Here is a 15,094-nt window from a genome sequence, read left to right as displayed (position 1 = left end):
CTGACACCATGAGCACGCTAGTCTCCCTGCCCGGCGCCACCCCGGTTGCCGCGCCCGATTACCAGTCGCTGGAGCGCCCGCTGAACTTCACCGAGTCGGCGGCCGCCAAGGTCAAATCCCTGATACAGGAAGAGGGCAACCCCGACCTGGCCCTGCGCGTGTACATCGAAGGCGGTGGCTGTTCGGGCTTCCAGTACGGGTTCGAGTTCGACGAGAACCGTGCCGAGGATGACTTGGCGGTACAGACCAGCGGGGTGACCCTGCTGGTCGACCCGCTGAGCCTGCAGTACCTGATGGGCGCCGAGGTGGACTACACCGAGAGCCTGACCGGTGCCCAGTTCGTGATCCGCAACCCGAACGCCAAGACCACCTGCGGCTGCGGCAGCAGCTTCAGCATGTAAGAGGCCTGTGGCCGGAATGTGCCAACCAAGGTTGGCACCTCAGTAGATCCACGCCATGCGTGGATGCTGTGCCTGCACGCCCACACCGGCAGATTGCGCACAGCGCCGAACTTGCCACCTGCATCGATTGGCGGCACGCTTGCCGGATGCCCAATACTCCTTCGCCGCTTTCCGGTTTCGCTTTCGTTGGCGAACCGCTGGAGCGCGCCGATGCCCTGCGCGACGATGCCGATGCACTGGCGCGCCTGTGGCCGGGCGCGCGCATTCTCGTGCTCGATCAGGACGGCAGCGTCTTCACCGGCGATGACGACCAGCCGCTGGCGCTGACCGGCGCCGACATCGGCGGCGGCCCCGGTGCCGCGATCTTCCTTGGCCTGCGTGGCGAGCAGGCCTGGTTCTCGGTCGAAGCCGCCAACGTTACCGTCACGGCCCCGCGCCGCCTCGACCTGCGCCAGGCCGCACTGCTGTGGCCGATGGCCGATGCGACCGCCTTCAGTTATGCCCGCGGCATGTCCTACTGGCACTCGCGCACCCGCTTCTGCGGCGTGTGCGGCGGCGCCGTGGCGTTTGCCCGTGGTGGCTTCGTCGGCCGCTGCGGGCAGTGCGCCACCGAGCACTACCCGCGTGTCGATCCCGCCGTGATCGTCGCCGTGGAAAACCAGGGCCGGCTGCTGCTGGGCCGGCAGTCGAACTGGGCACCGCGGCGTTACTCGGTGCTGGCCGGCTTCGTCGAACCCGGCGAGACCTTCGAGCAGACCGTGGTGCGTGAAGTGCACGAGGAGAGCAAGGTACGGGTGACCGCCTGCCAGTACCTCGGTTCGCAGCCGTGGCCGTTCCCGGGCGCGCTGATGATCGGTTTCCGTGCACAGGCGCAGGATGACCTGCCGACCGTGGATGGCGAGCTGGAAGATGCGCGCTGGTTCAGTGCCGACGAGGTCGGCGCGGCACTGGCACGCGATGTGGAGGACGATGGCCAGGGCATCCGCCTGTCGCCGCCGATCTCGATTTCGCGCGGCCTGATCGAACACTGGTACCGGCAGCAGAAGGGCTGAGCGGGGCTGACGGTGGCGCCTGTATTGCCGCCACCTGAACACGGCCCGGGTTACAGTCCGGTTCACCGCTGAGGGCGCCGCTGCGACAGGTAAGGTAGCGACGCCGAGCGTTCTGTTTCGTAGGGAGACCTGCCATGTTCACCACTCTGGCCGCCGTGCTGGTGGCACTGGCCCTGGGCCATGTTGCCCCGGCCGCTGCCGCCTCGCTGCGCCGTTTCGACGGCTTCCGGCGTTGGCTGGGCTGGCTGGACGCGCGCGGTGGCAAGGCTTGGCAGGGGCCGGCAGGCGTTGCCCTGGCACTGCTGCCGCCGCTGCTGCTGATGGCGCTGCTGGCGTGGTTGCTGCGTGGGGTGCTGTTCGGCCTGCCGTCGCTGCTGCTGGGCGTGGCGGTGCTGGCGTGGTGCTGGGGCCCGCGCGATCTGGACCGCGATATCGAAGCGATCATCGATGCCGATGACGCGGCGACGCGCCAGGCCGCGGTACGTAACCTGCAGGCGGCCGGTGGCAGCCTGCGCGAGGACATTCCGTCACTGGTCGAGGCAACCGTGCTCAACGCCTTGCGGCGCTGGTTCGCGGTGCTGTTCTGGTTCCTGCTGCTGGGCCCGGCCGGTGCTCTCGGTTACCGGCTGCTGGCGCTGATGGCGGAAAGCCCGATGCGTGCCCGCGTGCCGGTGGAGCCGCTGGCGCTGGCGCAGCGCCTGCTGGGCTGGATCGAGTGGCCGGTGGCGCAGCTGATGGCATTTTCGATGGCGCTGGTGGGCAACTTCGATACGGCGTGGAAGGCCTGGCGCCAGGCCCACGGCGAGCGCCTGGCCGGCAACATCGGCTTCCTGGGCGCGGTGGCGAGGGCCAGCGTCAATGCCGAGCTGCGCGAGGATGCGCACGATTACACCGAGGCGGGGCTGTTGCCGGTGTGGCAGCGGTTGCCGGACCTGCGGGATGCGATGAGCCTGGTGTGGCGGATGCTGCTGCTGTGGCTGGCGATCCTCGCCCTGCTGGTGATTGCAGGCTGGGTGACGTAGTTGCTTTGCAGGGCTTGCAGCCCTGCACCTGCAGAGGCAACAGCAACAGCAACAGCAGCTCTGGATTGGTGATGGTTGGGCGGGGCGGTGTGGGGCTGCAGGACACGCCGTAAACCCGTCCTTGGGGGCTCGATGGCGCCTTGCTCGTGTGCGCTGTCCTGCGCACACGGCAAGACCGGGGTTGGGCCTCCTGCCCAACCCGCCCGAGGCATGCCTCGGGCCCATGGCGCCAACGGTCCTGCAGCCCCACACCGCCCCACCCCCGACAGATTCCCGCGGCTGTTGGTAGGTGTCGACCTTGGTCGACACGGTAGATCCACGCCATGCGTGGATGCAGAGCGAAGCGATCCGCTTCCGCTTTCGCTTTTGATCTTCTCTTTCTTTTCCGTGGTGGACGCACACGGAAACTGTCCGTGGCCGGGCGGGATGGGTTTGCGGGGGTGTCCGCGGCATGGATGCCGCGGCCAAGCCTCCACGGACGGATTCACGGCGTCCCCCGCAAACCCATCCCGCCCGGCCAACCCCATGATCGACAAACGCCGCCCACCACGAGGGGCTGCGCCGTTGGCTGGAAACCTAGATCGGTGCCAGTGCGGTGAACGGCGCCCACGGCAGGTTGCGCAGCAGCGCATACCCGGGCAGCACCCAGAGCCAGAACACGGGATTGGCCAGCACCCGCATCAGCGGGTCGAGCACACGCGGGCGGATGCCGGCGATGTTCAGCAGCATCAACAACAGGAACGGCAGGCTGATGACCAGCAGCGGGTTCATCGCCATCGCGCCGGGCAGGTCGAAGTGGACCAGGGAATACAGGCAGCGCGTGCTGCCACAGCCCGGGCAGTACAGGCCGGTCAGCGCGTACAGCGGGCAGCTCGGCAGGGGATTGCCGGCGACATACGGATTGACGTTGCGCAGCACCACCGTGGCACCCACGGCCAGGCCGGCGGAAACCAGCAGCGGTGCCCAGCGGGCGAGTCGGGAACGAGCGGGAAGCGCGGACATGCAACAACGGATCCGGCGCAGGCGCCGGATCCGTCCAGGCGTATCAGTAGTTGCCGTTGCTCATCGCGCCCATGCCGCCGAGCACAACGAAGAACAGCACGTACAGCACGACCAGCACGACCCAGGCGATGGCCGACCACATGGCCCACTTCTTGGCCTTGGCGGCGGAGTCCTGGGCGCCGGCGATGTCGCCGGCCGCCAGCTTGCCGTTGACCTGGGCGGCGTAGACGATCGACACGATGCCGGCCGGCAGGCAGCAGAACAGGGTGGTCAGGATCGCCCAGACCAGGTTGTTCGGGACCTGCGGAGTAGCAGTATTCATGGGTTCAAGCTCCTTGATGGGTGGTGGTGGTGAATCATTGGTCGGAAAGAGCGCCCAGTACGGCCAAGCCGCCGAACAGCCCGAACCACAACAGCAACAGGACCGGCAGGGCCACGGCCGAAGCCACCGCCCACCAGCCCGCCTTGCGCGACGCACTGTAGGCCCCCGGCAGGTCGCCGGCCGCGCGGCGGCCATCGACCTGGGAGGCGTACACGATCGACACCACGCCCAACGGCAGGCAGCAGAACAGCGTCGTCAGGATCGCCCAGACCAGATGGTTGGGGATGTAGACCGGACGGCTGAGCGGTGGTGGTTGATTCAAAGCGAGACTCCATTCCTTGGTGGCCGGCCATGATGAATCGGCCGGACCTCCCCCCTGTGGGTGCGTAATCTACCGCAACCTGCGTTGCATGTATGCGTTTACAGTCACGACATGTCGCGTACACCACTGGACGGTGACGTATGTGGGGGAGTCCGCTGGGCCCGCTCGGCGGGCCCATCTCGTCAGGCGTGATCGCCGCGCAGGGCCCGCACCTGGGCCTCCAGCACCGGTGCGCTGGTGCTGTGGCCATCCACGGCCGCTGCCGCCACCACCTCGACGGTGGCGCGGAAACGGCGCGGCACGCGCATGCGGCCCAGGCGGCTGTCGCGCCGGCTCCACATGCTCGACCACATGCCGCGCAGCGCCATCGGCACCACCGGCACCGGCCGCCGTTCGAGGATCTTCTCGACGCCGGACTTGAACGGTGCCATCGCGCCATCCTTGGTCAGCGCGCCTTCCGGGAAGATGCAGACCAGCTCGCCTTCGGCCAGCGCTGCATCGATGTCATCGAACGCGCGCTGCATCAGCGCCGGGTCTTCGCGCGCACCGGCGATCGGGATCGCCTTGGCGGTCCGGAAGATCCAGCGCATCACCGGAATGTTGAAGATCTTGTAGTACATGACGAAGCGCACCGGGCGCGGGATCGTCGCCGACAGGATCAGTGCGTCCATGTAGCTGACATGGTTGCAGACCAGCAGCGCGGCACCCTCGTCGGGCACGTTGGCCTCGATGCCGTGCGGGCGCAGGCGGTACAGGGTGCGCACCATCAGCCAGCTGAGGAAGCGCATCAGGAATTCGGGGACGATGGTGAAGATGTAGATCGCCACCAGTGCGTTGGCGATGGCCAGCGCCAGGAACTGCTGCGGGATGGACCAGTGCAGCAGCTTGTGCGCGGCCAGCGACAGCAGGGCTGCGCCGACGATGAAGCCGGAGTTCTGGATGTTCAGCGCCGCAAACACGCGCGACATCTGCGCCTTCGGCGTGCGGCTCTGGATCAGCGCGAACAGCGGCACCACGAAGATGCCGGTGAACAGGCCGATGCCGATCAGGTCGATGACGATGCGGATGCTGCCCGGCTGCTGCAGGAACGTCCCGATGGTCAGTCCGTGCACGGTCGCTTCGCCACTGCGGGCGAAATACAGGTCGAGCAGGAACGCGGTCATGCCGAACGCACCCAGCGGCACCAGGCCGATTTCCACCGTGCGTGCCGACAGCTTCTCGCACAGCAACGAGCCAACGCCGGTGCCGACCGAGAACAGGGCGAGGGCGAACAGATACAGCTTGGGTTCGCCGCCGAGGTTGGCCAACGCGTAATTGGGCAGCTGCGAGGTCAGCACGGTACCGACGAACCAGAACCAGGATACCCCGAGGATGGCGTTGCGCACCGCCTTCTGCTGCCGTGCCATGCGCAGCACGACCCGCGACTCCGGCAAGGGGTTCCAGTTGATCTTCAGGTTCGGATCGCCGGCGTCGACCTTGGGAATCAGGCGCGCCGCGATGTTGCCGCAGATGGCCAGAGCGATCACCGCTGTGGCTGCCACGATCGGACCGTAGCTGCCCGCAAGCAGGAATACAGAGCCGCCGATGATCATGCCGGACAGGATCGAGATCGAAGTACCCATCTCGACCAGGCCGTTGCCGCCGGTCAGTTCCTCGGGTTTTAGCACCGAGGGCAGTACCGAGTACTTTACCGGGCCGAACAGGGTCGACTGCATGCCGGTACAGAACAGGGCGACCAGCAGGAACGGCAGGTTCTCGGTGATGAAACCGACAGCCGCCATCGACATGATCACGATCTCCATGGTGGTGGTGATCACGATCAGCCGCGATTTTTCCAGTTTGTCGGCGATCTGCCCGGCCAGCGCCGAGAACAGGAAGTACGGCAGGATGAAGATGGCTGGCGCCAGCGTGGTGTAGAGCGAACGCTGCTCCTCCGAAACGCCCAGATAGAACAACAGGCCGATGATCGCCTGCCGGTACACGTTGTCGTTGAACGCTCCGAGCGCCTGGACGACGAAGAACGGCAGGAAACGGCGCTGGCGCAGCAGGGCGAACTGGTTGTGACCGGACATGGAGCCTCCTTGACCGGCGCAGCCTAGCATTCCTGCCTATCCGCCGGGACCATGGCGGGATGCATCCACGCATGGCGTGGATCTACTGAAGCCCCACAACTGTGGGTGCGGACCGTTGGTCCGCACACCTTGATAGGTCTCAGACGATATCGTCGACCACGCCGCCATCCACGCGCAGCGCCGCACCCGAGGTCGCCGAGGCCTGCGGCGAGGCCAGGTACACCACCATGTTGGCCACTTCCTCGACCGTGGCGGTGCGCTGGATCACCGAAGACGGCCGGTGTGTCATCACGAACTCGCGGCCGATCTGCTCCAGTGGCTTGCCGCTGCGCTGGCGTTCATCTTCGAACATCGCCGCGAAACCGTCAGACAGGGTCGGGCCGGGCAGCACCGCGTTGACGGTGACGCCGCTGCCGGCCACGCGCTTGGCCAGGCCGCGCGACAGCGACAGCTGCGCGGTCTTGCTGACGCCGTAGTGGATCATGTCGGCCGGAATGTTGCGTGCCGATTCGGACGAGATGAACAGGACGCGACCCCAGCCGGCATCGACCATGGCCGGCAACAGTGCCCGCGACAGGCGCACGCCGGACATCACGTTGGTCTGCCAGTAACGTTCCCAGGTCGCGTCTTCGGTCTCGAAGAAGTCCTCGGGGCCGAAAATGCCGGCGTTGTTGACCAGGATGTCGACCTTGGGCAGGCCTGTCAGCAGCGTGTCGACGCCGGCCGCATCGGAGAGGTCGGCGGCCACGCCGAGCACGTCGGCACCCGGAACGGCGGCGAGCAGGCGCTGGCGGGCGCGTTCGACGCTGTCGGTGCTGCGGCCGTTGAGAATGATCCGCGCGCCCGCGTTGGCCAGGCCCTGGGCAATCGCCAGGCCGATGCCGGCGGTGGAGGCGGTGACCAGCGCGGTACGGCCGGAGAGTTCAATCTTCATGGGGAATCCGGGGGAGCAGGGATCGCCCAGTATCCGCGCGGGAACGTGATCGGGGCGCATCGCCATACGCAACACACGGTTGCACGCGGTGCAGTAGATCCACGCCATGCGTGGATGGAATGTCCGACCAGCGATGAGGGATCAGGTCAGGCTGGTCACCGCCTCATTCGCCGCCGCCCGCACCTTCGGCAGCATCCGCAGCACCAGCGCCATCTGCGTGCGGATCAGCTGCAGCTTCGGCGGCATCGCCTCGTCGATCTGTTCCAGTTCGGCGGCCACCGCGCGGTCGGCATCATTGTCCTCTTCCGCGACCGGTTGCCGAGCGCTCAGGGCCGTCGCCAGCTGCTGCAGCGCCTTGCGCACGCGCTCACCGGCAGCCAGCGCCAGCGGATCGCCGGCGTAGCTGTCCACCTGGTCGCGGTGCGCACCCAGGGCCGACAGGTGCCCGAGCAGTGTGTTGGACAGCGCCAGGAAGTGGAAGCCGGCATCCAGATTGCGGCGCACATGGCCGGGCTCACGCAGCATGTTCGACAACGCGGTGGACAGCGCGGCGTCGGCGTTGTGCATATCGCGGCGGGCGATGCGGTAGGCCAGATCGTCACGCATGCCGCTGCGGTACTGGCCCAGCACCGAATCCAGATAGCGCGCGGCGGTGTCCAGCACCCGCGCCAGCACAAGATGCAGCTGCCGGCCCTGCCAGTCGGGCAGGATCAGGAAGGCGGCCGCGGCGGCGATCGCACAACCCAGCAGCGTATCGACCATGCGCGGCACGATCAGCACGAAGCCGTCGCCGATCAGGTTGAAGCAGGTCAGGGCCATCACCGTGATCGCCGCCGACGCCACCAGGTAGCGGTCGGTGCGGGTGAAGAAGAACAGCAGCGCCGACAGCAGCGCGATCAGCAGCTGCACGTGCAGTTGCGGGAACAGCTGCAGCAGTGCCCACGTGAGCACCAGGCCGGCCACGGTGCCGACGATGCGTTGTGCAAGGCGCTGGCGGGTCGCGCCGAAGTTGGGGCGGCACACGAACACGATGGTCAGCAGCACCCACGAGCCGTTCTGTGCATTGAACAAGCGGATTGCCGCGAAGCCGGCGATCAGGGCCAATGCCATGCGCAGGCCGTGGCGGAACAGGACCGAGCCGGGCGTGAGCTGCTGGCGCACGCGCACGCCCATCTCGCGCAGGGTGTGCGGGTTGCTGTCGCGCAGGCGGGTATCGACGTTGTCCAGGCTGGCCTCGGAGCGCTCCGCATCCAGCAGGCGGCGCTCGATGCTGCGCAGGTTGTGCACGAGTAGATCCAGCGAGCCAAGCAGTCGCTGCCACTGCGGCCGCTGCTGGTCGCGCAGATAGGCCAGCGCATCGGCCAGGTCGCGCCCGGCCTGCTGGTTGCTTTCGCCATACACGAACGGACGGCGCAGGCGGATCGCCTCGCCCAGCCGTGCGCAGGCCTGCCCCTGCAGGTCGAGCAGGCGCTGGCAGCGGTACAGCACATCGCTGTGGAAGAAGGCATCGACCAGCGCACCGTAGGGGTAGTGCGAGGAGCTGGCGCGCTCGTGGAAATCCTGTGCCATGTAATAGAGGCGCAGGTACAGGCCGGAGTTCACGCCGGGCCGCCCGGAACGGCCGAAGCGGGCCAGGATCGCGGTCTTGGCTTCATTCAATGCACCTACCACGCGCCGGTTCTGTTCGGCCAGGTCGAGCTGGCGACGCTGCAGGTCGGCCTCGCGCACCGGCTCGAACAGTGTTGCCTTCAACTGCAGGTAGCGGCCCAGTTCAACGTACAGTCGCGCCACGCGTTCGCGTACCGGACGGTTGGCGAACAGTGCGGTCCACAGGATCGACAGCAGGCCGTACCAGACCGCACCGGCCAGCAGGTGGCTGACCGCGTCCAGCGCGCTGTGCAGGTCGCTGGCGCCATGCTGCTCCAGCCCGATCATGGTGTAGATCGCCAGCGTTACCGTGGCCTGGGCGATGGACGCATAGCGCTCGCCGAGCGCACCCAGCAGGGTCAACCCGAAGGTGGACAGCGCCAGCGCGCCGATGAAGATCCATGGCCAGGGGAACAGCCAGATCACCGAAGCGGCGGCGAGGCAGAAGCACAGCAGCGACAGCAGTACCGCCTTGGTACGGCCCCACCAGTTGTCATCGGTCTCGGCGATGGCGCTGGCGATGATGCCGAGGAACACGCCGGGCAGGGCAGTGAGCGCGTCCAGCTGCCAGCACACGGCAAGCGCTGCGGTCAGGGCGATGAACACCCGAAGGCCATAACTGGCCTTTTCGTGGGCCCACAGGCGGCTGAGGCGGGATTCGCGGGCGGGCATGCAGGCTCGGTGGAAGGGTCTCCCACCATTATTGCGGGTACGGGGTGAAATATGGAGTGCGGACCAACGGTCCGCACCCACCGTCCATGTGCGGGCCCGTCGTCCGCATGGACGGCGGGGACCGGCACCTTACATCTCCCAGCGCACGCTCACCGCGAACGTGCGCGGCAGGCCGGCGCCGGCGTTGGACCAGTACCTGCGGTTGGCCAGGTTCTCGACGCTGGCACGCAGAGTCACCGGATGGCCGGACGCCAGCAGGCGATAGCCGATGCCTGCATTCACCAGCGTGTAGTCAGGCAGCTTCAGGGTGTTGTCGGCGTCGTACCAGACATCGCCGTAATAGCGCACGGCGGCATAGGTTTCCAAGCCGTCTACCCACGGCAGCTGGTAGGTGGCGTGCAGTACGCCGCTCCAGCGCGCAGCACCGGCGGTGCGGTTGCCTTCCTGTGCGGCACTGCCCGGGGACAGCTTGTCGTAGGTCGGATCCAGCCAGGTCACGCCGCCGCCGACGGTCAGTGCATCGTTGAGGTGCAGGTCGGCACTGGCTTCAATGCCTTCGTACAGCGTGATGCCGTCCTGCACCAGGCGCTTGCCGGCCGGCGTGAGCTCATCGATGTTGGCACCACGTTCCAGCCGGAACGCGGCCACGTTCGCATTCCAACGCGCCGCTTCGACCTTGGCTCCGATCTCGTACTGCTTGCTGATGGTGGGATCGAGCACGTCACCGGCGTTGATGTAGCTGTTGCCTACGCGGCTGCCCGCTTCGAGCGACTCGATGTAGCTGGCGTAGAGGGTGACCGCCTCGCTGGGCTTGAACATCACGGCGTAGGTCGGGGTGACCGGGTAGGTGTGGTACCGCCCCTTGGTTTCGAAGTCGTTGTAGCGCCAGCCCGCCAGCACCGACCAGCCGCTGCCGAGGTTCACCGTATCGCTTGCGAACACCGCCTGCTGCACCGTCTCGTCGCCGCGGGTCATCACCCGCGAACCAACGGCGTCGTGGCGGATGGCATGGCGCTGGTACAGGTTGGCGCGGCCAATCAGGTTCCACTCGTAGGGGCGGTCCCACCCCAGTCCGGTCTGGTGGCTGATGCCCGCCACCACCTGATGCTGAAGGGGGCCGGTGCGGAAGCTGCCCTGCAGCATCGCCTGGGCCAGCTTCCACTCGCTCTTGCCACCCAGTTCGTAGACGTTGACGTCGTAGTCGCCGTTGAGATCGTCGATGTAGGCGAAGATCTTGTTGACGTCATTCCACGAGGTGGTGACGCCGTAACTCAGGCTGGCTTTCCAGTCGCTGTTGATCTGCCAGTTCAAGCCGGTCGACAGCAGGCTGGAGCGTGTGTCGTAGTAGGTGCCGGGCACGCTGTTGTCGGTATCTCCGGCGATCGGCCGCGGCAACGAGGTCAGGCCACGGAAGTAGTACTGCGGCGATTCCTCGCGCAGGTCGCGCGACTGGAACACACCGTCGAAGGTCCAGGTGAGCGCATCGCTCAGGCGCGCGTCCAGCGACAGTGCGCCCACCTTGCGATCGACGTGTCCGCCATTGAAGGTCTCGCCTTTTTCCTGGAAGGCGTTGAAGCGGTAGCCGAACATCTGCTCGTTGCCGAAGCGGCCGCCAACGTCGATGCCGCCGCTGACGATGCCTTGTTCGCGCCAGCCCAGCTGGGCGGAGAAGGTGGGCGTGTCCGTCGGCTTCTTGGTGATGTAGTTGACGATGCCGCCGGGGGTGCCGAAGCCATACAGGAATCCGCCCGGGCCTTTCAGCAGATCGACCTGTTCCATCACTTCCAGCGGCCATTCGGTGCCCCAGGAAGAGACCTGCAGGCCATTGACCCGGTAGCTGTCGTAGTTCAGCTCCAGACCGCGGTTGCGGATGGGCGAGCTCCAGCCACTGGCATAGGCGCTGACCTGGGTGCTGACCGAAGGGTCGAGCAGGAAGGCTTCGCCCAGCGAGACCACCTGGCGCTGCTCGATCTGCTCGCGGCCAACAGCGGTGATCGCGAACGGAGTGTCGCGCAGGGCGCGGTCGCCCAGTGCGCCGGCGTCGGTATGGGTGCGTTCGGCGGTGACCTTCACCGCATCCAGATCGGTGGCGTTACGGCTGACGGCCGGCGCTTCGGCATGGGCAGCGCAGGCGGCTGACAGGGCGATGGCCAGCAGGGCCAGGCGGGGAGAACGGGAAGGCAGCATCGATGGTGGTCCTCGACGGACGGCCACAGGCCATCCGCCCACGGGTGGGGGAAGGGGCAGTGGCTGGGATCACGCAGGCTGGCCGGAGATGGCAGCGGGGCGCCGCGAAGGGGCGCAGGACCATGGCTGGATGAGAATTGTTCTCTTTTCGTTACCGTGCGTCAAACCCGGAGGCATGCGGACCAACGGTCCGCACCCACCATCCGTGCCCACGGTTCGTACCCACCATCCGCTCCCACGGTAGTGCCGGCCGCTGGCCGGCAGATTGGCTGTACGGAGAACGCCGGCCAGCGGCCGGCGCTACCAGTAGATCCACGCCCTGCGTGGATGGGCCCTTCTACGCCCGTTGCGCGCGCTTGAGCAGCTTCGCTTCGCGCCTGCGTGCGCGACGTGCGCGCCAGCGCTCGGCCAGGCAGGAGAAGATCACGTACAGCGCCGGCGTGCTGAGCAGGGTCAGGCTCTGCGAGAACAGCAGGCCGCCGATCATCGCGATACCCAGCGGACGCCGCAGCTCGGACCCTTCGCCGAGGCCGATCGCCAGCGGCACAGCAGCCAGGATCGCCACCATCGTGGTCATCATGATCGGGCGGAAGCGCACGATGCTGGCCTCGCGTGCCGCTTCGCGCGGTGCCAGCCCATGTTCGCGCTGCGCCACCAGCGCGAAGTCGATCATCATGATCGCGTTCTTCTTGACGATGCCGATCAGCAGCACCAGCGCGATCATCGAGATCACCGACAGTTCGGTATTGGTGCCGAACAACGCCAGCAGCGCACCCACGCCCGCCGCCGGCAGCGTGGACAGGATGGTGACCGGGTGGATCAGGCTCTCGTACAGCATGCCCAGCACCAGGTACACGGTCAGGATCGCGGCAAACACCAGGATCAGCATGTCGCTGGGGTCGGAGTTGAAGCCGAAGCCGGCGTCATCAGCCAGGCGGATGTCGCCGGGCATGCGCATGCCGGCCACGGTCGCGTCGATGATCGCCTTGGCCTCGCCCATGCTCACGTTCGGCGCCAGGTTGTAGCTGAGGTCCATCGTCGTGTACTGGTTCTCATGGGTGATCTGTGAAGGCGCCAGCCCCGGCACCTGCTTGGCCACCGCCGTGAGCGGCACCATGTCGCCGTTGCGCGCACGCACATGCACCTCGTCCAGCGCCGCCGGCGTAGCGGTCTGCGAGGGCAGGGCGTTGACCACCACGCTGTACTGGTTGATGTCCGAATAGATGGTCGAGATCTGGCGCTGGCCGAACGCACCGTACAGGGCGCCGTCGATGGCGCCGACCGAAACACCCAGGCGGGCGGCCTTGGCACGGTCGATCTCGATGTTCTGGCGCAGCCCGGCATTGTCCACATCGGTGCCGACGTCGCGCAGCTTCGGGTTCTTCTTCAGCTCCGCCTGCAGCTTGGGCAGCCATTCCTGCAGTGACGCCAGGTCATTGCCCTGCAGCGAGATGCGGTACTGCGCGCCCTGGCTGGAGCCACCGCCATCGTTGCTGGGCAGGTCCTGGATCGCGCGCAGGCGCAGCTGCAGGTCGGGGTAGCGGTCGGCCTTGGCGCTCAGTCGCGCCAGGGCATGTGCGGTGGTTTCGCGGCGGCCTTCCTTGCGTGATTTCAGCTCGACGTTGAACTGTGCGCTGGAGCCCTGGCGACCGCTGCCCAGGCGCACACCCACGGTCTTCACCGCCGGGTCGGCCATCAGCATGTCGGTGATGCGGCGCTGGCGGGCGACCATGTCCTCGAAGGATACGGTGGCGCTGGAGTTGGCGCGGCCCCAGATCAGGCCGGTGTCCTGCGGCGGGAACGCGCCCTTCTTCACCGCGCCGAACAGGAAGACGGTGGCACCGATCAGCAGCAGCGGCGTCAGCGACAGCAGCAGCGCATGGCGCAGCGAGAAATCCAGGAACACGGTGTAGATGCGCAGCATGCGCTCGTGGCCGGCATCCAGCCAACGGCCGAAGCGCGACGGCGGCGCCGTGTGGTCGTGGGCGCTGAGGAAGCGGCTGCACAGCGCCGGGGTCAGCGTCAGCGAGACGATCATCGAGACCACGATGGCCGCCACCAGGGTGACGGTGAACTCGCGGAAGAACGCGCCCATCATGCCGCTGGCGAACAGCAGCGGGATGAACACCGCCACCAGCGAGGCGGTGATCGAGACGATGGTGAAGCCGATCTCGCGCGCGCCGGTCAGCGCTGCCTGCATCCGCGGCATGCCTTCGTCGAGGTGGCGCATGATGTTCTCGATCACCACGATCGCATCGTCGACCACGAAGCCGATCGCGATCACCAGCGCCAGCAGGCTCAGGTTGTTCAGGGTGAAACCCATCACGTACATCACCAGCGCGGCACCGGCCAGCGACAGCGGCACGGTCACTGCGGCGATCAACGTGGGTGCCAGCCGGCGCAGGAACAGCGCCATGGTCAGCACCACCATCGCCAGGCTGATCAGCAGAGTGATCTGCACTTCATGCAGCGACGAGCGGATGGTCGGCGTACGGTCGAAGTACGGCGTCATCGTGGTGCCCGGCTGCAGGTAGTCGCGCAGCGCGGGAATCTGTGCCTTGACCCGGTCCACGGTCTCCACGATGTTGGCGCCGGCGCGGGTGAACACGTACATCACCACCGCCGGCTTGTGGTCGAACCACGCGGCCTGGTAGGCATCCTGCTGGCCGTCGTAGACGTTGGCGATGTCCTTCAGCCGGATCACCCGGCCATCGCCCTGCGTCTTGACCACCAGGTCGGCGAAGTCGGCGGCGCGTGCCACCGAATCGTTGGCGATGATCGCGGTGGTGGTGTTGCCATCGCTGAGGAAGCCGGTGGGCGAGGTCACGTTGGCCGCGCGCACGGCGTTGCGCAGGTCGTCGGCGGTCAGGCCGAGTGCGTTCATCAGGCGCAGGTTGACGTCCACGCGTACCGCCGGCGTCGAGGCACCGGCGATGTCGACCGAAGCAACACCGCTGATCTGGCGGATGCGCTGCGCCAGCAGCGAATCGGCGACGTTGTACAGCTCGTCGGCCGACTGCGTCTGCGAGGTGAGCGCGATGGCGATCACCGGGTCGTCGTTCGGGTTCGCCTTCTGGTACATCGGCGAGCCCATGCCCGAAGGCAGGTCGGCCTGTGCCGAGTTGATCGCGGTCTGTACGTCCAGCGCGGCCGAATCGATGTTGTGGCCGCTCTGGAAGATCATGAACACCAGCGAGCTGCCTTCCGAGCTCGACGAGCGCATGCGGTCGATGCCCGGCAGCTGGCCGAGATGACGTTCCAGCGGCGCGGTGACCGTGGAGGCCATGGTTGCCGCATCGGCACCGGACTGGCTGGCGTGCACGAAGATCACCGGGATCTCGATGTTCGGCAGCGCCGACACGCCCAGCCGCAGGTAGCAGATCAGGCCGACCATGAACAGGCCGATGGCCAGCAGCGCGGTGCCGATCGGGCGGCGGATGAAGGGGCCGGACAGGTTCATC

At 67.0% G+C, this 15,094-nt stretch carries 11 protein-coding genes; 3 read left to right on the top strand and 8 right to left on the bottom strand.

Going from position 1 to position 15,094, the window contains the following annotated elements; genetic code table 11:
* The first annotated feature begins 8 nt into the window (after positions 1-8).
* The 3 genes from erpA (at position 9) to ampE (ending at position 2,475) form a co-directional block, all read left to right on the top strand.
* Entirely contained in the window at positions 9-401 is a 393-nt protein-coding gene (gene erpA, locus ACZK13_RS19230; RefSeq protein ID WP_005419789.1) for an iron-sulfur cluster insertion protein ErpA, read from the top strand.
* A 146-nt stretch (positions 402-547) separates the two neighbouring features.
* On the top strand, positions 548-1,453 hold the full coding sequence (gene nudC / locus ACZK13_RS19225; protein ID WP_180838246.1) for an NAD(+) diphosphatase: 906 nt from the start codon (positions 548-550) through the stop codon (positions 1,451-1,453).
* A gap of 134 nt (positions 1,454-1,587) precedes the next feature.
* Positions 1,588-2,475, top strand: a complete 888-nt coding sequence (gene ampE, locus ACZK13_RS19220) for a regulatory signaling modulator protein AmpE (RefSeq protein ID WP_032127176.1) — start codon at positions 1,588-1,590, stop codon at positions 2,473-2,475.
* A 576-nt stretch (positions 2,476-3,051) separates the two neighbouring features.
* Here ampE and ACZK13_RS19215 read toward each other — a convergent pair.
* The 8 genes from ACZK13_RS19215 to ACZK13_RS19180 all read right to left on the bottom strand — a co-directional run bounded on the left by ACZK13_RS19215 (position 3,052) and on the right by ACZK13_RS19180 (position 15,093).
* On the bottom strand, positions 3,052-3,477 hold the full coding sequence (locus ACZK13_RS19215; RefSeq protein WP_006473646.1) for a DUF2752 domain-containing protein: 426 nt from the start codon (positions 3,475-3,477) through the stop codon (positions 3,052-3,054).
* 43 nt (positions 3,478-3,520) lie between these two features.
* Positions 3,521-3,799 carry a CD225/dispanin family protein gene (locus ACZK13_RS19210; RefSeq protein WP_032127177.1) on the bottom strand — a complete coding sequence of 93 codons (279 nt, stop codon included), beginning with the start codon at positions 3,797-3,799 and terminating at the stop codon, positions 3,521-3,523.
* A 34-nt stretch (positions 3,800-3,833) separates the two neighbouring features.
* Positions 3,834-4,121, bottom strand: a complete 288-nt coding sequence (locus ACZK13_RS19205; protein ID WP_005419784.1) for a CD225/dispanin family protein — start codon at positions 4,119-4,121, stop codon at positions 3,834-3,836.
* A gap of 182 nt (positions 4,122-4,303) precedes the next feature.
* The gene (locus ACZK13_RS19200) at positions 4,304-6,193 is read right to left on the bottom strand and encodes an MFS transporter (RefSeq protein ID WP_336685275.1); all 1,890 of its coding nucleotides are present in this window, start codon (positions 6,191-6,193) and stop codon (positions 4,304-4,306) included.
* Positions 6,194-6,332: 139 nt separating this feature from the next.
* On the bottom strand, positions 6,333-7,127 hold the full coding sequence (locus ACZK13_RS19195) for an SDR family NAD(P)-dependent oxidoreductase (RefSeq protein ID WP_478482072.1): 795 nt from the start codon (positions 7,125-7,127) through the stop codon (positions 6,333-6,335).
* 141 nt (positions 7,128-7,268) lie between these two features.
* A complete protein-coding gene (gene yccS / locus ACZK13_RS19190) occupies positions 7,269-9,446 on the bottom strand; it encodes a YccS family putative transporter (RefSeq protein ID WP_125895794.1) in 2,178 nt (725 codons plus the stop codon).
* A gap of 129 nt (positions 9,447-9,575) precedes the next feature.
* Positions 9,576-11,633, bottom strand: coding sequence for a TonB-dependent siderophore receptor (locus ACZK13_RS19185; RefSeq protein WP_125895793.1), 2,058 nt, complete (start codon positions 11,631-11,633; stop codon positions 9,576-9,578).
* A 337-nt stretch (positions 11,634-11,970) separates the two neighbouring features.
* The gene (locus ACZK13_RS19180; RefSeq protein WP_049424064.1) at positions 11,971-15,093 is read right to left on the bottom strand and encodes an efflux RND transporter permease subunit; all 3,123 of its coding nucleotides are present in this window, start codon (positions 15,091-15,093) and stop codon (positions 11,971-11,973) included.
* Position 15,094: the final 1 nt, after the last annotated feature.

The organism is Stenotrophomonas sp. 99219_Sma, assembly GCF_056480785.1.
Note: the sequence above shows the minus strand (reverse complement) of the source record. Positions and strands in the feature narration are given on the sequence as shown.